General features: G+C 70.0%; 13 protein-coding genes. 5 read left to right on the forward strand and 8 right to left on the reverse strand.

Annotation, left to right across the window (positions count from 1 at the left end):
* Position 1: 1 nt before the first annotated feature.
* The 5 genes from G4D86_RS43000 to G4D86_RS43015 form a co-directional block, all read right to left on the reverse strand.
* Entirely contained in the window at positions 2 to 3,997 is a 3,996-nt protein-coding gene (locus G4D86_RS43000; protein WP_164000536.1) for an annexin, read from the reverse strand.
* Between the two features lie 163 nt (positions 3,998 to 4,160).
* A complete protein-coding gene (locus G4D86_RS43005) occupies positions 4,161 to 4,979 on the reverse strand; it encodes a hypothetical protein (protein ID WP_164000539.1) in 819 nt (272 codons plus the stop codon).
* 13 nt (positions 4,980 to 4,992) lie between these two features.
* The gene (locus G4D86_RS43010) at positions 4,993 to 6,705 is read right to left on the reverse strand and encodes a sodium:solute symporter family protein (RefSeq protein WP_164000541.1); all 1,713 of its coding nucleotides are present in this window, start codon (positions 6,703 to 6,705) and stop codon (positions 4,993 to 4,995) included.
* A complete protein-coding gene (locus G4D86_RS52360) occupies positions 6,702 to 6,866 on the reverse strand; it encodes a hypothetical protein (protein ID WP_205520303.1) in 165 nt (54 codons plus the stop codon). The genes G4D86_RS43010 and G4D86_RS52360 overlap by 4 nt, the downstream gene beginning before the upstream one ends.
* Positions 6,863 to 9,349: a PIG-L family deacetylase gene (locus G4D86_RS43015; protein WP_164000543.1), complete on the reverse strand. Its 2,487-nt coding sequence runs from the start codon at positions 9,347 to 9,349 to the stop codon at positions 6,863 to 6,865. Before G4D86_RS43015 ends, G4D86_RS52360 begins: the two co-directional genes overlap by 4 nt.
* Positions 9,350 to 9,502: 153 nt before the next feature.
* Between G4D86_RS43015 and bshC the strand changes: the two genes are divergently transcribed.
* Genes bshC through bshA form a run of 3 tightly spaced genes read left to right on the forward strand, consistent with a single transcriptional unit; the run spans position 9,503 to position 13,082 of the window.
* Positions 9,503 to 11,128, forward strand: coding sequence for a bacillithiol biosynthesis cysteine-adding enzyme BshC (bshC, locus tag G4D86_RS43020; protein ID WP_164000545.1), 1,626 nt, complete (start codon positions 9,503 to 9,505; stop codon positions 11,126 to 11,128).
* Complete coding sequence (bshB1, locus tag G4D86_RS43025) at positions 11,125 to 11,922, forward strand: bacillithiol biosynthesis deacetylase BshB1 (RefSeq protein ID WP_164000547.1); 798 nt, start codon at positions 11,125 to 11,127, stop codon at positions 11,920 to 11,922. The genes bshC and bshB1 overlap by 4 nt, the downstream gene beginning before the upstream one ends.
* Complete coding sequence (gene bshA / locus G4D86_RS43030; protein ID WP_164000549.1) at positions 11,919 to 13,082, forward strand: N-acetyl-alpha-D-glucosaminyl L-malate synthase BshA; 1,164 nt, start codon at positions 11,919 to 11,921, stop codon at positions 13,080 to 13,082. The genes bshB1 and bshA overlap by 4 nt, the downstream gene beginning before the upstream one ends.
* 30 nt (positions 13,083 to 13,112) lie before the next feature.
* On the opposite strand, the gene G4D86_RS43035 is transcribed toward bshA, so the two are convergent.
* Positions 13,113 to 13,958 carry a DUF2911 domain-containing protein gene (locus G4D86_RS43035; RefSeq protein WP_205520305.1) on the reverse strand — a complete coding sequence of 282 codons (846 nt, stop codon included), beginning with the start codon at positions 13,956 to 13,958 and terminating at the stop codon, positions 13,113 to 13,115.
* A 122-nt stretch (positions 13,959 to 14,080) separates the two neighbouring features.
* Positions 14,081 to 14,281: a hypothetical protein gene (locus G4D86_RS43040; RefSeq protein ID WP_164000553.1), complete on the reverse strand. Its 201-nt coding sequence runs from the start codon at positions 14,279 to 14,281 to the stop codon at positions 14,081 to 14,083.
* A 175-nt stretch (positions 14,282 to 14,456) separates the two neighbouring features.
* On the opposite strand from G4D86_RS43040, the gene G4D86_RS43045 reads away from it, so the two are divergent.
* Positions 14,457 to 15,728, forward strand: a complete 1,272-nt coding sequence (locus G4D86_RS43045) for an AAA family ATPase (RefSeq protein ID WP_164000555.1) — start codon at positions 14,457 to 14,459, stop codon at positions 15,726 to 15,728.
* A 1-nt stretch (position 15,729) separates the two neighbouring features.
* Here the strand turns inward: G4D86_RS43045 and G4D86_RS43050 are convergent, their stop codons facing one another.
* Positions 15,730 to 16,683 (reverse strand): hypothetical protein, encoded by a 954-nt coding sequence (locus G4D86_RS43050; protein ID WP_164000557.1) that lies wholly within the window; start codon positions 16,681 to 16,683, stop codon positions 15,730 to 15,732.
* Positions 16,684 to 16,877: 194 nt separating this feature from the next.
* Between G4D86_RS43050 and sitA5 the strand changes: the two genes are divergently transcribed.
* The gene (gene sitA5 / locus G4D86_RS43055) at positions 16,878 to 18,251 is read left to right on the forward strand and encodes a SitA5 family polymorphic toxin (protein WP_164000559.1); all 1,374 of its coding nucleotides are present in this window, start codon (positions 16,878 to 16,880) and stop codon (positions 18,249 to 18,251) included.
* Positions 18,252 to 18,262 lie beyond the last annotated feature (11 nt).

Consider the following 18,262-nt stretch of genomic DNA (forward strand, 5'->3'; position numbering starts at 1 on the left):
GTCAGAGGTTGTTGAACGAGTAGGCCCCGGTCGCCGGGTCGAACACAACCTCCATTCTGCCGTCGGCGGCCTGGATTTCGATGCGCTTGACGGAGCTGCCGTCGAGGGTCGGCCCCAGGGGCGGCGGGCTGTTGCCCTTCAACGGTCCATTCCAGGCGGCGGCCACCTGCGCGCGCGTCTTGCCCTCCACCTCGATGAAGACCTCCACGTTCTTCATGCCGGTGTGCTGGGCATGCTCCAGCGCGCCCTGCGCCATGGAGCGGGCCGCGGACACGTCCGTGCTCGCCGGGACGAACTTGAGCTGCATGGGCCGCTTCGGGTTGCCGATGGTGCCGTCGATGCCCGGGTACGAGCGGCCCGCCGCGTCGTCGCCGAAGATGTGCACCTCCTCGCCCCGCGCCGCCGCGAGCTTCTGCGCCTGCGCCAGTTCGTGCGCGTCGGGCGGCCGGGCCTCGTAGTGCACGGTGATGTTGCCGTTCTTCACCGTGTGGGCCAGCTGCGGGTTGATGGGGTCCAGCAGGTTCTCCGTGTGCCGCGCGCGGCTGGGCGAGCGCAGCGCCGCGACGTCCGCGGCGATGTCGTTCACCTGCTTGTTGCGCACGGCCTCCGGCATGCGGCCGAGCACCGTCTCCACGTTGGCGCCGCTGCTGGACGTGCGCGCCGCCCAGATGTCGAACGCCTCGCGCTGCTCCGGCGTGGCGTAGGCCGCGCGCGTCGTCTGCTCCAGCGCACCCGGCGTGCGAGCCGGACCCGCCGCCTCCAGCTTCAGGTTGAACGGGCCGGAGCCCGACCCGTCCAGGCGGATGCGCTGCCCGGCGGGCAGCGTCTCGGCCTGCTGCACGGCGCGGTTCAGCTCGGCCATGCGCTGGATGAGGTCATCGCGCGTGCCGGCCTGGGCCGAGGTGGCGCGAATCCAGTCGTCCATGCCCTCCAGCCGGCCGGTGGCCTTCAGGTCCGCCGCGTGGTCGATGAGCTTCGTGAGCGAGGACTCGTCCGGGCGCAGGGCGCCGAGGCCGGATTCAATCTGCTTCAGCTCGGCGACGTGGCCGGCGAAGACGCGCTCGGTGTTCTTGTCGAACTTGGCCACGTAGCCGCGGCCGACGTCCAGCGAGTGCACCTGCACCTCGTGGATGCGCAGCTGCGCCTCCACGTTGGCAATCTCCTTCTCCAGCGACGCGCGCTCCGCCACCGTCGCCGCGTCGGGCTTGCCGGCCGTGGCGCGGATGCGGTCGTCGATGCGCTGCTGCATCCCCTCCAGCTCGCCGAGGATGCCCTTGAGCTTCTTCACCTCCAGCTGGGACTCGAAGCCCTGGGTACCGAAGCCGGGCCGGCCCGTCATCGCCTGGGTGATGCGGTCCTTGAGCTGGCGAATCTGGCCCATCGGCCCCTCGTACTTCTGCAGGGCGCGCGCCGTCTCCAGGTGCGACTGAATCTGCGCGGGCGTGGCGTGAGGCCCCGCCTCGATGTGCACGCGCCCGTTGTCGTAGCGCACGCGCGTGGTGTTGCCCGGCAGGTCCGGGTTGTGCACCACGGGGATTTCGCGCGGCCGCGCCATGCGGGACGCGCCCTGCATGGCGCTGTCCATGCCCACGCTGGTGCCCGCACCGAACACGGTGCCGATGGTGCCGTCGCGCACCGCGCGGTTGCCCACCTGCGCCAGGCCCGGCATCAGCCCGTTCTGCCAGGTCTCGCTCTGCATCGCCTGGTCCGCCGCGCCGCCGGTGGCGCCGCCGATGCCGCCCTCCCACGCACCCTGGATGGCCGCGCCCTTCAGCCGCTGCGCCACGGTCTGCTTGACGACCTGCTCCGCGCCCTCCACCGCCGCCACCGAGCCGCCGCCCAGGCCCTTGGGCACCGGAATCACAGCGGTGGCGCCCTCGACGGCACCCAGCGCGCCCTGCTGCATCAGCCCGTCGGTGCCGAGCGAGTCGCCCTTGAAGTACGCCTGCGTCGCCACGCGCGTGCCCGCGCCCAGCGCCGCGTAGCCCGCGACGGCGAGCGGCGTGGCCGCGCCGCCGGTGGCCACCACCGCGGCCGTCGTCACCACCACCACGGCGGCCGTGGCGGCCATGTCCGCGGTGCTGTCCTTCGTCTCCTGCACGTCCTTGACGTCGTCGGTGGAGTAGCCCACGCGGCGGTTGGCCGCGTCCGTGTTGCCGGAGGAGATGGCCGTCTCCGCCGCGTCCAGGTTGCGCTCCAGGCGCGCCGAGTCCGACTCGCCCTTCGTCCACGTCTGAATCGTGTCGATGACGCCCAGGCCGCCGCTCTGCTCGAACTTCTGCTGGGCCCGCAGGCGCGCCACCTGCTGCTGGGCGGCGTCCGGCGCGTTCATGTCCACCGCGCCCAAATCAAACATCTGGTCGACGATTTCGAACTTGTCGCGGCCGCCCAGCTCCGACGTCAGGTCCGAGCGCAGGTCCTTCTTGTAGAGGTCGCGGTAGGCGGTGGTGATGTCGTTGATCTGCGCCTTGGACTTGTTGCCCAGCACCTCGCGCAGGGCCGCCTCGTCGGTGCCCGCGCCGTCCATGGCGCGGTGCAGCCGCTCCGCGTCCGCGCGGGCCTGGCCCGCCTTGTCGTTGGCGGCCGGCGGGTTGAGGTAGCTCAGGCCCACGGCGGCGTCGTTGCCGCCCCAGCCACGCACCTCGCTCTCCAGCGAGCGGTGGGTCTGCTTCTGGAACTCCGCCTTGAGGGCGGGCAGGTCCTCCGGCTTCGTGTTCTTGAGCACGTCGATGATGGCGCTCTTGTCCGCGCCGAACCACCCCTGCGTCGCGCTGTTGATTTTCGCGGCGTCGGCGGCGGCGGGGTTGCCCTCCAGCATGCCGCGGGCTCGGGTGTAGTCCTCCTTGGACAGCTTCTTCTGCATTTCCGCCTGGAGGGCGGTGTCCGCGAGGAGGATCTTCTTCTGCTCGGGCGGCAGGCCCTCGATGGTGTCGAAGACCTTCTGGCTGTCGGCGCCGAAGAAGCCCTGGAGCGCGTCATTCACCTTGGAGCGCGCGGCGCTGGCCTCCAGCTGGTTCACCTGCGCGGGCGCGGTGGCGCTGGTGGTGGCGAGCAGGCTGCTCAGCTGCGTCTTCTGCGCGCCGTTGAGGCTCGGCTCCAGCGCCTTGCGCATGAACTCCTCGGGCGAGGAGGCCTGGATGTCCTTGTGGTCCTTCCCGTACATCTGCTGGAAGGAGCGGGCAATGGACTGACGCTCGGAGGGGCTGGCCTGCTGCAGCGTCTTGAGGATGGCGTCCTTGTCGCCGAACCAGCCCGTCTGCTGCTGGATGGCGGCGGCGCCCGCGTTGCCCTTGTTGCCAGAGAGGATGCTGTTGGCGCGGGTGAGATCGTCGCCGCTCAGCTCCTCGCGGATGGTGCTGTCCAGGTCAAGGTTGTAGTGCTCCTTGAAGGACTGGCGGATGAGGGCGATGTCCCCCGGCGACTTCTTGTCCAGCGCGCGGAAGAGGGCGTCCTCGTCGGTGCCCCAGCCGGTGAGTCCGCCCTTCATGGCGCGGTACAGCTCGGTGGCGTCCTTGGCGGCCTGGTCCTTGGTGTAGCCAGGGGTGACGCCCGGCGGGCCCGCGGGGGGCTGGCGCTGAGTGGGCGGCGCGGCGAGGGGCGGCGCGGGGACGAAGGAGCTGGCGTTGGACGCGCGGTTGCCGGCGTTCCTCGCGGACGTGGCGGCCTGCTGCGCGGCGGTGTTGGCGCGCGCGACGGCCTGCTCGGCGCGGGTCAGCTCACTCTTCGGGGCGCCCTGCTTCTGCGCCTGCGCGAGCGCCGTCTGGGCCTGCTTCAGGGCGTCCTGGGCCTTCTTCGCCGCGGCCTCTGCCCGGGCCTGCGCCTGGGCTGCCTGCCCCGCCTGGGCCCGGGCCGCTTCCGCCGCGGCGCGAGCGGCCTCTTCCGCGGCGCGCTGTGCCTCGCGCGCGGCGCGCTCCGCCTCCGCGGCCGCCGAGTTCTGACCGGAACCACCTGCCTCGCCAGTTCCCGTGGTTCGGGTTCCGCCCTCGTTGATTCTCATGACCCCCACTCCGCGCACTATCCGCGCATGGCGGATGAATGAATACACGGGCCCCGACCCCAGTTGGAGCCCGCGCGTCTCTCTGGAGAGTTTATCGGAGAAGAGGGGGTCAGAGTTGCTTCACCCCCTGAACGGCTGTCCCCTGCCAACGTGCGGGGTGGGATCAGCCTTCCTGCTCCTCCAGGCGAATCTTCACGTCGGTGACGATGCGCATCCGCCGTGGTGGGTCCTCCTTGTCGGAGGACAGGTCGGCCTGGACGCGCATCTCCATCTCGCTGCGGGTGGGCCACAGCCGGTCCAGGCGGAACAGCGTCTCGCCCTTCGTCTGGGAGCGCAGCATCATCCGCTCTCCACCATCCGCACGCGTCTGGTACTCCGGCGGTACGGGCTGCTCGCGCGAGGTCTGCTGGATGAGGAAGCGGGTGGTGAGTCGCTCACCGTCGACGGCGGCCAGTTCGAAGCTGGCGGAGCCGCTGGCCGCCATGGGGCCGGAGCCGTAGAGCGGCTGCTCCCAGCGGGCCCCGACGCCGATGGGCTCCTGCGGGAAGGGGTTGCCGACGAACTGGAGCGCCGTGGCCAGCTCCTTCAGTTCCTTGCGGCGCTCGGGCGCGAGGCTGGCGGGCAGGTGGAGGTCGAGCGTGTTGCCCCGCCGCCCCGCCGTGCCCTTGCCGGTGAGGCCCGGCAGGAAGGCCAGGCTGTCGCGCATGGCGTCCACGTTCTGCTCGGCCGTGCCGGGCTGGACGAGGAGGTCCACCGCGTCGAGCGTGAAGTCGTAGCGCACGTCGCCCTCGGGGGAGACGGACTGGACGTGGATGATGAACGTCATCCGCGTCGCGGGCACGCGGGGGGCGGGCTCGGAGCGACCGCCCGTCTCCACCGTGACGGCGGAGGCATGAATGGCGGTGACGACCTGCTTCGACCCGGACTGGGGCCGGAGCACCATCTGCCGCCGAGGCTCACGACCCTGGGTGACGAGGCTCATGGGAGAAAAGCTATCACGCACCCGGGGCGGGAATCGGCTCCGCCTGCCGAGGCAGCACGGCCTGGAGCAACAGCCCCAGCACCACCACCAGCGCGCAGCCAATCACGTTGAACCACAGGTAGCCGATGTCGCTGAGCAGGAAGAGGCCAATCACCGTGGCCTGCGAGATGACCGCCGCACCGAAGACGGCATGGCCGCGCACGTGCTTGAGGAAGAAGGCCACCAGGAAGATGCCCAGCACCGTCCCGTAGAAGATGGACCCGAGGATGTTCACCGCCTGGATGAGGTTGTCGAGCAGCGACGCGAACGTGGCGAAGCTCACCGCCACCAGGCCCCAGAACACGGTGAACAGCTTGGACGCCACCAGCACGTGCCGGTCCGACGCATTCGGGCGGAAGACGCGGCGGTAGAAGTCCACCGTCGTCGTCGCGCCCAGCGCGTTCAGCTCACTGGCGATGGAGCTCATCGCCGCCGCGAGAATCACGGCGATGAGCAGCCCGAACAGGCCGCTGGGCAGCCAGCGCTTCACGAAGCCGATGAAGATGTAGTCCGAGTCCTTCGTCTCCACGCCCGGCAGCGCGCGGGCCACCACCGCCTTGGCCTCCTTGCGGATGTCATTGGCGTGCTTCGCCGCGCCCCGCAGCGCTTCTCGTGACGTGGACTCGGCGGCCGCGTCCCCCGCCTCGCGCGCCGCGAGGAAGCGCTCCACCTCGGCCCGCTTGGCGGACTGCGCTTCTTCCCACCGCGCCTCGACGGCGGCGAATTCACCGGCCTGCGCGGTACCCTGCACGCGCTCGCGAAGCGGCTCGTTGAACAGCAGGGGCGGCGTGCTGAACTGGTAGAAGACGAAGACGAGGACTCCGACGAACAGGATGAGGAACTGCATCGGAATCTTCAGCACGCCGTTGAAGAGCAGCCCCAGCCGGCTCTCGGAGATGGAGCGCCCGGTGAGGTAGCGCCCCACCTGCGACTGGTCCGTGCCGAAGTACGACAGCGATAGGAAGAAGCCGCCGGTGATGCCGGACCAGAAGTTGTAGCGGTCCTGCACATTGAAATCGAAGCTCACCACGTTCATCCGGCCGAAGGCGCCCGCCACGTCCACGGCCTTGCCGAACGAGACGTGCTCCGGCAGCCGCCAGATGATGACGAGGGCGGCCACCACCATGCCGCCCATCATCACCACCATCTGCTGCTTCTGCGTCTGGCTGACGGCGTTGGAGCCGCCCGTCACCGTGTAGAGGATGACGAGCGCCCCCATGGCCACCACCGTGGGCTCCAGCGGCCAGCCGAGGATGGAGGAGAGGATGATGGAGGGCGCGTAGATGGTGATGCCCGCCGCCAGCCCGCGCTGGATGAGGAAGAGGAACGCGCCCAGCAGCCGCGTCTTCAAATCGAAGCGCGACTCCAGGTACTCGTACGCGGTGATGACGTTCAGCCGGTAGTAGATGGGCACGAAGACGGCGCTGATGAGCACCATCGCGAGCGGCAGCCCGAAGTAGAACTGCACGAAGCGCATCCCGTCCTCGTAGGCCTGCCCGGGGACGGAGAGGAACGTAATCGCGCTGGCCTGAGTGGCCATCACCGAGAGGCCGATGGTGGGCCACTTCAGCTCGCGGGCCCCACGCAGGTAGTCCTCCGTGGTGTGGGCGCTCCGGGCCTTCCACAGCCCCCACACCACGATGAACGCCGTCGTCCCGACGAGGACCAACCAGTCGAGCAATGTCACGAGTACGCCTCGGTGAGCGCCCAGAACAGGGCGACGAGCAGAGCGAAGGTGCCGAGCACCACGAAGTAGATGTTGCGCCACGAGCCGAGCAGCGGCGGCGCATCATCCATCTCGGGCCGGGGTGCGGGGGACTTCTCCAGGGACGGACCAGGGGTGCTCATTGCGCGAGGATGTTCGCCAGGAGGCGGTAGGCGCCGGGAACACCGGCGGGGAGCTGACGGAAGAAGGCGAGCCCCGTGTACACGAAGACGCCCTTGCCATGACGGGCGACGAGCAGTGAGCCCTTGAGTGGCGCCTCACCCGCGTCGTTCATCGCGAACACGGGCCGGTAGTGTTCATTCCACGTGGAGGCGAAGTAGAGGCCCCGCTCCTGCACCCAGCCCTCGAAGTCCGCGGCGGACAGCGCGTTGGGAGTCCGCAGCAGCGGCTCGTTCGGCGTGACGGGCTTCATCGCCGCCGTCTCGTCCGTCACGCGCTCCCGGCCAATCTCCAGTGGGTACGGACCGACGAAGGTGGTGAGCGGGCCCACGCGGCTGTTGGTGTTGTACTGGACCACCAGCCGCCCTCCCCCCTCCACGTACTTGAGCAACCGCTCGCGGTGCACGGCGAGGCGCGGGTTGGCGTTGAAGGCGCGCACGCCGACGAGGATGGCGTCGTAGCGCTCCAACTTCTCCCCGGCGAGCCGCTCCTCGGGAAGCACCGTCACCTCGTAGCCCACCGCCGCCAGGCTCTCCGCCACGCGGTCGCCCGGCCCGGGGATGTAGCCCAGGCGCTTCACCTTCGTTGCCAGCGTGAAGGGCACCAGCGTCGCCTCCGACGGCTGGCGCACCGCGAGCGGCGGAATGTGCTCGTGCGCCACCGTGCGGACGCGCCACGACTCGAAGCGCCCTCCGCTCTCCACGACGGCGCGCAGCCGGACCTTCTCCGTGGCCCCCTTCGGCGGCGTCACCTGGAAGACCACGGTGCGCTCGTCCCCCCGCGCGGCGAACTGGAACGGCACCTCCGAGGGCTGCACCTTCCAGCCCTCGGGCACGTCCAGCCGGGCCTTGCCGCTGACGTCCGCGCGGCCCGCGGCCAGGACCACGGAGACGGGCTGGGTCTCACCGTTGGGGAACATCAGCACGTCCCGCTCCAGCGTCGCGGTGACGGCGGGGACGATTTCGAAGGCGCGATACAGCTCACCGCGCACGGGGTCCGTCCACACGAAGACCACCGGCCGCGTCACGTCGAAGCGCCGGCCGTTGGCCTCATAGACGAACGTCACCGTCAGCGCGGGGTCGCCCTCGGGCCTGCCGGTGAGCTTGCGGTCCGCTTCGTCCAGCGTGTAGAGGCCGCCCGTGACGGGCCTGCGCATCCAGTACGGCGTGGTGATGGCCGCGTACTGGGGCAGGGCCACCTTCCGCGTCAGCTTGAACAGTGCATTCACGGCCAGCTCGGAGCCGGCGGCCACGGACTCCCCTCCAGGGAGCGTCACGCTCACCAGCCGGAGCGCGGCGGGCGAGCGGTTCAGCGCCATCAGGCTCAATTCCACCTGCGAGCCCGGCACGGCCGAGGGCTCCGTGGCGCGCGCCTCCAGGAACAGCCCCGCGCACGCGGCGATGAGCTCCTCCGTCTCGCGCAGCTTGATGGCCCGCCACGGGTTGTCTTGCGGCAGGGACGTCAGCGCATCATGGACGCGGACGAGCGCGGGCACGCTGCGATGCGGCGCGCGCACGTCGAAGCCCTTCTGCGCCTCGTCCACCGCGCGGGCCACGGCCTCCGCGCCGCTCCAGCGCTTCCACGTGAAGTCCAGCCCCTCGAACACGTCCGCCTTCGGGCGCGTCCCGTCCAGCGGAGAGAAGTACTCCAGCAGCGGCCCACGCTCGGCGGGCACGCCGAAGCCCTGGCTCTTGTGCTGGCTGCGGCTCTCCGCGGAAATCTCTCCCCACGAGCGCCCGAGCAGCGCGTCGTACCCGCCCACGTCCACCTTCAGGTAGCCGGACATGTCCGCGTTGGCGGGCAGGCTCCAGTTGGAGGTGTTGTGCAGCAGCCGGTCCGCCTTCCAGGGACTCACCTCGGAGAGCTGCTCGGGGAAGCGCTTGGGGTCGGCGGCCGCGGTGAAGGCCTCCGCCGCGAGGAGCGCGGACGCGGTGTGGTGCCCGTGGTTCGGCGGCTTCGTGGTGAAGCGCGTGACGATGACGTCCGGCCGGAAGCGGCGGATGGCGAGCACCACATCCGCCAGCACCTCGTCGTGGCCCCAGATTTTCAGCGCCTCGTCCGCGCTCTTCGTGTAGCCGAAGTCGCGCGCCCGGGTGAAGAGCTGCTCGGCTCCGTCAATGCGCCGCGCCGCGAGCAATTCATAGGTACGGATGAGCCCGAGCATCGCGTCCTGCTCGGTGCCGATGAGGTTCTGCCCGCCGTCACCGCGCGTGAGGGAGAGGTAGCCCGCGCGCAGGCCGCGCTCGCCCACGAGATACGCGAGGAAGCGCGTGTTCTCGTCGTCCGGGTGGGCGGCCACGTAGAGCACGCTCCCCGTCGTCCCCAGCCGTCGCAGCCCCGCGGCGATTTCTCCCGCATGGGGTTGTCGTGGCGCCTGTGCGAGGGCCGTCGACCCGACTCCAAGACTCATGACCAACGCCATTCCCAAGCCGAGCAGGTTCCGCATTCGGGCGGACCCTATAACAAGGCACTCGCACCCGCGCGCGTGACCTTCAATCGCCCGCAATCGTCATTGACGCGATTGGCCAGGGAATAAGTGCGCGGCGTGCGTGTCCGTTGCCGTGCCCGTCCACACCGGACCTGTTATCAAGCCCGCCCCGTGACGTCCTCGTTCTCTGCCGTGTGGCTCCGTGGAGATGCGCGAGCGCTCTCCTTCCTCCCCGACCGCTTCCGCCACCCGGCCGCGCGCGCCGAGGCCGTGGCCGCAGCCGCGTCGCGCACCGTGTCACCGGCACTGCTCGACGTGCTCGTGGCCCGCAACGCGCGCCTCGCCCCCAGTCCCGCCCGCGAGCGCAACCTCGAGCTGCTGTCACGCCCAGGTACCGTGGCCGTCGTGACGGGACAGCAGATGGGCCTGTTCCTCGGCCCGCTCTTCACGCTCTACAAGGCCGCCGCCGCCATCACCGCGGCCCGCGCGCTCACGGAAGAGACGGGCCGGCCCTGCGTCCCCGTCTTCTGGCTCCAGACGGAGGACCACGACCTGCCGGAGGTCGACCACTGCTTCATCCCCCGCCCCACCGGCGGTCCCCTGCGCCTGGCGTTGGACCTTCCCGACGCGGCCGCCTCGCGAGTGCCCATCGCCCACCGTCACCTGGGCCCGAGCGTCACCGCCGCGCTCGCCACGCTGCGCGCCGAGCTGGGTGAGGAGCCGCACGCGCACGAGCACCTGGCCATGCTGGAGCGCGCCTACCGCCCCGAGGCGACGCTGGCGGAGGCCTTCACCGAGGTGCTCTCGCACGTGTTCGCCGAGGAGGGACTGGTGTTCCTCGACCCGAGGGATGCCCGCCTCGCGCCGCTCGCCGCGCCCGTGCACCGCCGCGCCATCCTGGAGGCGGAGGCCATCTCCACCGCGCTCGCCGCCCGGGTGCGGGCGCTCACCGACGCCGGCTTCGCTGAGCAGGTCCACATCCGCCCTGGCTCACCGCTCGGCTTCTTCTCACCGGACGGCGTCGACGGCCCGCGCTACCGCCTGGACCCCAGCGGACCCGACACCTGGAGCCTCGTCGGCCACCCGGCGGGGCACACCGTCACGACGGCCGAGCTGCTCGGCTGGCTGGAGCGGGAGCCGCTCCGCTTCACCACGTCCGCGCTGCTGCGACCCCTCTTGCAGGACACGTGGCTTCCCACGGCGGCGTATGTCGGAGGCCCGGGCGAGGTGGCCTACTTCGCGCAGCTCGCCCCGCTCTACGCGCACGCGGGTCTACCGATGCCGCTCGTAGTACCGCGCGCCCGCTTCCGCGTGCTCGATGACCGCACCCGGCGGTGGCTCGGCAAGCTGGGCCTCCAGCCCGACGAGGTGGGCACGCCGCGCGAGGAGTTGCTGACGCGCCTGGCCGCACGCGACGCCACGCAGCCGCTCGAGTCCCCCGAAGCCCTGGAGGCCCGCCTCTTCGGCGCCTTCGCCTCGGAGCTGGACCGCTTGAATGACCCGATGCTCGCGGTGGACTCGACGCTCCAGGACGCGCTCCAGCGCACCCGGGGCACCGTGCGTGTCGCCGTGTCCCGTCTCACGGGCCGGTACGCCCGCGCGCTGGCCCGGCGAGACAGCGTCGCCGCCGAGCGGGTGGACCGCGTGCGCACGTACCTCACCCCGAATGGCGAGCCGCAGGAGCGCGTCCTCGCCATGCCCTCCTTCGCCTGTCGCATCGGCACGCGCGCCTTCACGAAGCAGGTGCTCGACGCCTGCGTGCCCTTCTCCGGTGACCTCCGGGATTTGACGCCATGAGCGAGTCCTACGGCCTCGACGTCCTCGCCTTCGGCCCGCACCCCGACGACGTGGAGTTGTTCTGCGGCGGCCTCCTCGCGCGCATGGCGGGCCAGGGCTACCGCACGGGCATCATCGACCTGACGCGTGGCGAGAAGAGCTCACGCGGCACGCCCGAGACACGCGCCCAGGAGACGGACGCCGCCGCCCGCGCGCTGGGTCTGTCCCTCCGGGAGAACCTCGGCCTGCCGGATGGCTGGGTGAATCCGTGGGCCGGCTTCGAAGCTCCCGAGCCCGAGCGTGCGCGCACCGCCGCCGTGGCCCGCGTGGTGGAAGTCCTCCGCCGTCTGCGCCCGGAGTTGGTCGTCGTCCCCTGGGAGGAGGAACGTCACCCGGACCACGAGGCCACCAGCACGCTGGTGACGCGCGCGCTGTTCTTCGCCGGAGTCCGCAAATTCGAGGCGGAGCCCCCCGGCGCGCCCTTCACGCCGAGGCAGGTGCTCTACTACCCGCTGCGCCACCTGACCGAGCCGAGCTTCGTCGTCGACGTGTCCTCCGTGTACGAGCAGAAGCGGGCCGCCGTGCGCTGCTACGCGAGCCAGGTGCAGCCCCGCCCGGACGCGCCTCCCACGCTGGTGGGCTCACCGCTGTCCCTCTCTTCATTGGAAGCCCGGGACGCCTTCTACGGCGCGCAGGTGGGCGTGGCGTACGGCGAGCCGTATGTCGTCCGCGAGACGCTGGGACTGGCAGACCCGGTGGAGCACTTCCGCCGGAATAGCTTCGCGCGCCCCCTGTTCTTCCCCCAACGCCGATGACTGACACGCTCAACGTAGCCATCACCTGCTTTCCGACCTTCGGCGGCAGCGGCATGGTGGCAACCGAGATTGGCCTCGCCATGGCGGACCGGGGCCACCGCGTCCACTTCATCGCGAAGGACCTGCCGGTGCGCCTGCACGGCACCAGCCGCAAGGTCTACTTCCACGAGGTGACGGAGAGCGACTACCCGGCGCTCCAGCACTCCAGCACGTACCCGATTGCGCTCGCCTCCAAGATGATTGAGGTGGCCAGCTACGAGCGCCTCGACGTGCTGCACGTCCACTACGCCGTCCCCCATGCCACGGCCGCGTGGATGGCGCGCGAGGTGCTGGGCGACAAGGCACCGCGCATCGTCACCACGCTGCACGGGACGGACACCACGCTGGTGGGCATCGACCCCAGCTACCTGCCGATTACGCGCTTCTCCATCCTGCGCAGCGACGCGGTGACGACGCCCTCGGACTTCCTCCGCCGCGCCACGTGGAAGGGCTTCGACATCCCCGAGAGCGTCCCCATCGACGTCATCTTCAACTTCGTGGACACGCAGCGCTACGCACCGAGGCGGAACCGCGCCTGCCTCCTGCCCCTCTTCCCGGACCTGCGCGAGCCGGAGCCCGTGCTCATCCACGTCTCCAACTTCCGCGCGGTGAAGCGCATCACCGACGTGGTGGGCATCTTCACCGAGGTCCACCGCCAGCGCCCCGCCCGGCTGGTGATGATTGGCGACGGCCCCGAGCGCACGTCCGCCGAGCGCCATCTCCGCGGACTGGGCCTGGAGGACCGCGTCGCCTTCCTGGGCAAGCAGGACCGCTTCGAGGAGCTGCTCGCCGCGGCGGACGTCTTCCTCCTCCCCAGCGAGCAGGAGAGCTTCGGCCTGGCCGCGCTGGAGGCGCTGAGCTGCGGCGTCCCCGTGGTGGCCAGCGACATCGGCGGCATCCCTGAGCTCGTCACCCATGGCGAGACGGGCTTCCTCGCGCCGGTGGGTGACCTCACGGCCATGGCCGGGCACGTGCTCACCCTGGTCCAGGACGCGGCCCGCTGGCGGGCCTTCTCGCGCCGCGCGCGGGAGGTGGTGCTCGAGCGCTTCCAGCTCGGCCCCGCCATCGACCGCTACGAGGCGCTGTACCGCCGGCTCGCGAGGGGAGCCCCCCAGCGCTGAGGGGCTCCCGGCCTGCGAGCCTGGGGGCTGCTACTTGTTCTTCCAATCCGCGAGGGCCTTGGAGACCTGGTCGCGGAAGAAGAAGTTCTTGTCCTTCTGGCCCAGATCCCACGCCGCCTGCGCGGACTTGCGGGCCTCGGCGTAGTTGCCCATGCGCCCGAGGATGTCGGCGCGAATCCACTGGTTGTACCAGTTGGACTGGACGGCGACGGACGCGTCCGCCTGCTTCAGCGCGCCCGGGAGGTCCTTCTGCGTGTCGGCCATGTAGCGGGCCGCGTTGGCGAGCATCCGCGACCAGCCGTCCACCGCCGCCTGGATGTTGGCCTTCGCGTGCGCGGCCGAGTCCACCTGGATGGGCACCGAGACGCGCAGCTTCTCCCACTCCAGGTCGAGCGACGTCGCGTCGTCCGTGGTGTTGGAGAAGATGAACGTCAGCCGCTCGCGGCTCGGAATCTCGGTGGTGGTGGCGGCCACCGTGGCCACGTCGTTGGAGGCCACGTACGGCGCGGGCGTCGCCCACAGGCCCAGCTCCTTGTTCAGCATCACCTTCCAGCCCTTCTGCGAGGGCAGGGTGACGATGGAGTACGTGCCCGCGGGCACGGCCTTGCCACCGAAGGTGACGTCGCGGCTGAAGGTAATCTTCGTGGCCGCGTTGGCGCCGGTGCGCCACGGCTTGTCGAAGGGCACGACGTCTCCCCAGATCTTGCGGCCCTTCACCCCCGGGCTGGAATAGTCGATGGAGATGTCGGTGACACCCACCCGCTGCATCACCTTCGCGGAGGGGCTGGGGGCGGGGAGCTCGAGCTGGGCGGCCGCGGGCGTGGCCACGAGGGCCACGAGCGCGGACAGCAGACATCCGAGGGCCAGGTTCTTCATCGTCCTCACTTCGTCCTTTCTCAACCCATTGGGCTGAAGAGCGGGCGGAGTGTAGCGACGCGACGTGGACCTTCCACACTTTCGACGCGGGCTCGCACCGCGTCATGGCACGGGCCGGTGCGTCACCAGCCCTTCACGCCGCCGCCGCCCGCCTTCGCGGTGCCCGCGTCGTGGGTTCCCGCATCCGCGGAGCCGGAGCCGCCCGTGCCCTCGGTGCTGCCGGAGCGGTCTTCATTGCTTTTATTGCCCTGGTTGCAGCCCGTGGCGCCTCCGACCAGCGCGCCGCCCATCACCAGCACCTGGAACAGCTTCCGGTAGTCCATGTCCCGACCGAACCTTTCCGGCGGCGGATGGCACCGCGCGCCGCTTGGAGGAGACACCACCCTACCCCGGAGGCGGAGCTCGCGGCGCCTGCCCTCGCGGGCGAAGCGCGGACTGGACACTCGACGTCACGGAAGTGTTCCCCCTGCCGTCCGGGGTGGCCATGCTGTCGGCACGATGAAGCTGACGAGGCTCGTGGTCCATCACTACCGAAGCGTCACCCCCGGCACCGAGCTGGTGTTCAGCCCATCGCTCAACCTGGTGCTGGGAGAGAACGGCACCGGGAGGACCACGCTGCTGGAGCTCATCTCCACCGTCGTCGGCTCGGACTTCTCCAGCCTCGTCCATGAGACCTTCTCACTGGAATACGACCTGACCTTTCCGGGGATGAAGCTCCACGTCTTCGTCCGCAACGAGCAGACCGCCGCAACGCCAGACCCGTCCGAGCCGCCGCGCAAGGGCTCTGAGTTGCTGCCGCTGCGCACGCCGCAGACGGGCACGTCGGGGCTCCACCCCCGCATCGAGGTGGACCTCAAGCTCACGTCCCCCGCTTCAAGGTTGGTGATGCGCGCGGACGAGGCGGGCATCGACTGCAAGGTGGACGGCGAGTCCGCATGGTCGCGCACCATGCACTGGTCGCTGCTGGACCGCTCGGTGTGGACGCTGCTCTTCATGACGGCGCAGTACATCGACCGGGACATGAAGGAGCGGCTCAAGGATTTGCTGCGCCGCACCTTCCTGCTGGCGCCGCAGCGGTTCGACGAGGCGCTCGGGATGTTCGAGCGCATCGGCGGCATCCGCTACGCCATGGAGGTGCGGGACGGAGAGGTCTTCCCCCTGGGGCTGATGGCGCTGCCCACGTGGATGCCGGGGTGGCTGCGAGAGCAGGTGGAGCGCGAGGCGCCGCCGGACGTGCTGGTGTTCCGGCACGACGCGATGGAGCGGAGCTTCCTCGCGCGCTTCGTGTCCCTGGCGGGCTTCAAGGCGGGGACGTTCCGCGTGGAGGTGCAGGAGAAGCGCTCGTTCGAGAACGGCGGGCGCGTGGGCTTCGGCGGGTTCGGCTTCCACTTCACGCGCGGCGACGGCGGAGGGCTGTCACACGCGGAGCTGGGCTTCGGGCAGAAGCGGCTGCTGTCCTTCCTCTACTACCTGGATGTGAATGAGGACTTCGCCATTGCGGACGAGCTCGCCAACGGCCTGCACCCGAAGTGGGTGGAGGCGTGCATGCGGGAGCTGGGGACGCGGCAGATGTTCCTCGCCAGCCAGAACCCGCTGCCCTTCGAGCACGCGCAGTTCGCTTCCGCGGAGGAGCTGAGGTCCTCGCTCCTCCTCTGCGGCGCGGGCACCTGGGCCAACCCCACGTGGGCGGCCGCCGGGCAGCTCTTCGACGCGTACCGGCTGGGAGCGCGGCCACTGGCGGCGCTCCTGCGGGAGCAGGGCTTCTGGTGAGCTAGAAGCGCCCCGCGCGCGCCTCGTCGAAGTCCACCCGGTGCTTCATGTACAGGGTGTCCAGCATGTGGTTGCTGATGGGGTTGAGGTTGCCGTCGGTGAAGCGGTGCACCACGGCGCCCTTGCCCGCGTCCTTGAGGAAGGCCGCCGGGTCGATGCTGCCGCCCAGGCCGGTGAGGGTGGGCACGGCGTCCGCGTTGTTGACGTAGTGGACGTACTTGGGGCCGTCCGGGTAGCGCGTGGACGCGGCGCCGAAGGTCTCCACGCTGAGCTTGCTCATGAGCTGCTCGACCTGGCCCTTGGACATGCCGTCCTCGATGCGCAGCCGGCGCTCCACGTCGAACAGGGCGCGCGCGGTGATGAGGCCGCCCTGGCTGTAGCCCATGAGGTGGACCTCGCGGCCCGCCTTCAGCTCGCCGTAGACGGTGTCCGCCAGCGTGTCCACGGCGGGGTTGGTACCCTTGTCGAGCTTGTCCGTCACGCACTGGGCAAGGTCCGCCACCAGTCCCTGGGTGGCGTTGTGGATGCCGATGACACGCGCGTCCGCGGTGTCGGCGATGGACTGCATCTCGTGCAGCTGGCCCGCCGTGGGGGTCATGATGCCGTTGACGTAGAGGATGGTCTTCGACGGGTTCGGATTGTCGAGCGGCGTGACGGCGGGGATGTCCTTGAGCGGCGTGCCGGGCGGGAAGGACTGCCCCTTGGCGCCGACGAACTTCCCGTCGCTCATGCGGTCCGGCTTCGCGTCGCCCCCGAAGATGCGGCGCAGCTCGCTGAGGTGCGAGGCCTCGAAGACGTCCGCGCCCATCTTCACGAAGCGGGGGAGGTCGGCCAGGCCCTGCTTCGCGGCGTCCAACACCGAGCCAATCGGGTTCTTCAGCGCCGTCGCGGTGCTGCGGGCCGGAGTGGGGCTCGTGGGGACGGAGAGGTTGCGGCTGCGGTCGATGGGGCTCATGGGAGACCTCCAGCCCACGGGGGCGATGGGCTTGCCCACCATTGTCTACAAATGTGAGACGGAAGTTGCGCGCCCGGGGGTGAAGGCCAGACGTGCCGGCAGTGAAGAGGAGGCGTCGAGGTGGAAGGTGCGCCTGTTAACGTCCGGCCCGAACACCCGGCGGTGAGGGGGCGCCAGAACCGGGAGCTCCTCCGATGACCTTTCGTGGCGCCGTGTCGCTGTGGCTGGTGTTGCTGACGGGCTGTTCCGCCCCGCGCGTGGTGCGGCTGGAGACGGGTCAGGGGCGCCCCATCGAATACGCCCCGCCTTCCTCGGACAGGTCCGTCCTGGTGGACGAGGACGCGTTCGAGGAGGCACTTGCGCGGCTGGTGCTGGAGGTGCCGCTGTCCATCCGCGCGTCTCACGCGGGATGGCTGGTGCGGACCTCGACCTCTGGCTCTTTCGCAACTGCGGACAGGGTGATGCAGCTGGCGCTGCGCAAGGGCTACGGGCGCTGGTGCCAGGCCCACGAGGCGCCGGGAGACTGTCTCTCGCTGCTGGAAGACGGCCTGGGCTTCACGCCCATGGACAGGCTGGCGATGGCCCTGGGGCTGTCGATGGACCCCATGCACGAGAGCATCGCCGATGCGCTGGAGGACACCTTCAATCCCGCGCTCTTCAAGGCCGTGGTGGTGTCCGCCCTGGTCACATGGGTGGTGCTGGCAGCGAACCCGGAGCCGGTGTTCACCAAGGCGGCGGCGGTGCTGTCGGCTGTCATGCTGGCGTACCTGGGAGTCGACTCCTTCCTGGCGGTGGTGCGGGCTTGCATCGAGTTGAAGATTGCGGCCGACAGAGCCACCACGTTCCAGGAGTTGAATGCCGCTGGCGAGCGCTTCGGCGGGGTGATGGGCAAGGAGGGCGCCCGCGTCTTCGTGCTGGCTGCGACGATGCTGATGAGCCGGGGCGCGGCTGGGGGCGCAACGGGGCTGGCGGCGAGGCTGCCCCAGCTGCCTCGCTTCGCCGAGGCGACGGCACTGGCCGCCAGACAGGTGGGCTTGAGGCTGGAGGCCGCGGGAGCGGTGACGTCCGTGGCCGTGGTGGAAGGACAGCTCGTCATCGCCCTGGCTCCCAACGCGGTCGCCATGGCGGCCATGGGCTCGGGCGGCGGAATCCCAGGAGTGAAGGTCCTGCCTTCTGGGGGTCCTGGAGAATGGGCGCAGGTGGATGAGTCGATGCCGGAGAGCGCCCGTGCCTTCCAGGAAAGAGTGACGGGTGCTCCCAGGGGTTATGCCTACCGGGTCAAGGTGGGCGGTGACGATGTTGACTTCGACGGCTTCGACCCGAAGGACGGGGTGCTGCTGGAGGCCAAGGGACCCAATCTGGCGAAGTTCTTCGACGGAGAACTGGATCCGAAGTGGTTCTTCAGTGGAGCAAACAGGTTCATTCTTCAGGCAAGTCGTCAGCTCAGGGCTGCCAATGGAATGCGGGTCCGGTGGGTCGTCGCAGAGAAGAAGTTCGCGGACGCGTTGCGCAAGTTGTTCAGCGAAGCAGGTGTCACAGGAGTCGAAATCAGTCACCTTCCGCAGTGAGGAATGCACGA

The organism is Pyxidicoccus caerfyrddinensis, from assembly GCF_010894405.1.
Taxonomy (GTDB): Bacteria; Myxococcota; Myxococcia; order Myxococcales; family Myxococcaceae; genus Myxococcus; species Myxococcus caerfyrddinensis.

Coding starts and splice junctions, on each gene's coding strand:
- bshA (WP_164000549.1), top strand. CDS start 11,919: ATGACTGACACGCTCAACGTAGCCATCACCTGCTTTCCGACCTTCGGC.
- sitA5 (WP_164000559.1), top strand. CDS start 16,878: ATGACCTTTCGTGGCGCCGTGTCGCTGTGGCTGGTGTTGCTGACGGGC.
- G4D86_RS43050 (WP_164000557.1), bottom strand. CDS start 16,683: ATGAGCCCCATCGACCGCAGCCGCAACCTCTCCGTCCCCACGAGCCCC.
- G4D86_RS43015 (WP_164000543.1), bottom strand. CDS start 9,349: ATGCGGAACCTGCTCGGCTTGGGAATGGCGTTGGTCATGAGTCTTGGA.
- G4D86_RS43035 (WP_205520305.1), bottom strand. CDS start 13,958: ATGAAGAACCTGGCCCTCGGATGTCTGCTGTCCGCGCTCGTGGCCCTC.
- G4D86_RS52360 (WP_205520303.1), bottom strand. CDS start 6,866: ATGAGCACCCCTGGTCCGTCCCTGGAGAAGTCCCCCGCACCCCGGCCC.
- G4D86_RS43040 (WP_164000553.1), bottom strand. CDS start 14,281: ATGGACTACCGGAAGCTGTTCCAGGTGCTGGTGATGGGCGGCGCGCTG.
- G4D86_RS43045 (WP_164000555.1), top strand. CDS start 14,457: ATGAAGCTGACGAGGCTCGTGGTCCATCACTACCGAAGCGTCACCCCC.
- bshB1 (WP_164000547.1), top strand. CDS start 11,125: ATGAGCGAGTCCTACGGCCTCGACGTCCTCGCCTTCGGCCCGCACCCC.
- G4D86_RS43005 (WP_164000539.1), bottom strand. CDS start 4,979: ATGAGCCTCGTCACCCAGGGTCGTGAGCCTCGGCGGCAGATGGTGCTC.
- G4D86_RS43000 (WP_164000536.1), bottom strand. CDS start 3,997: ATGAGAATCAACGAGGGCGGAACCCGAACCACGGGAACTGGCGAGGCA.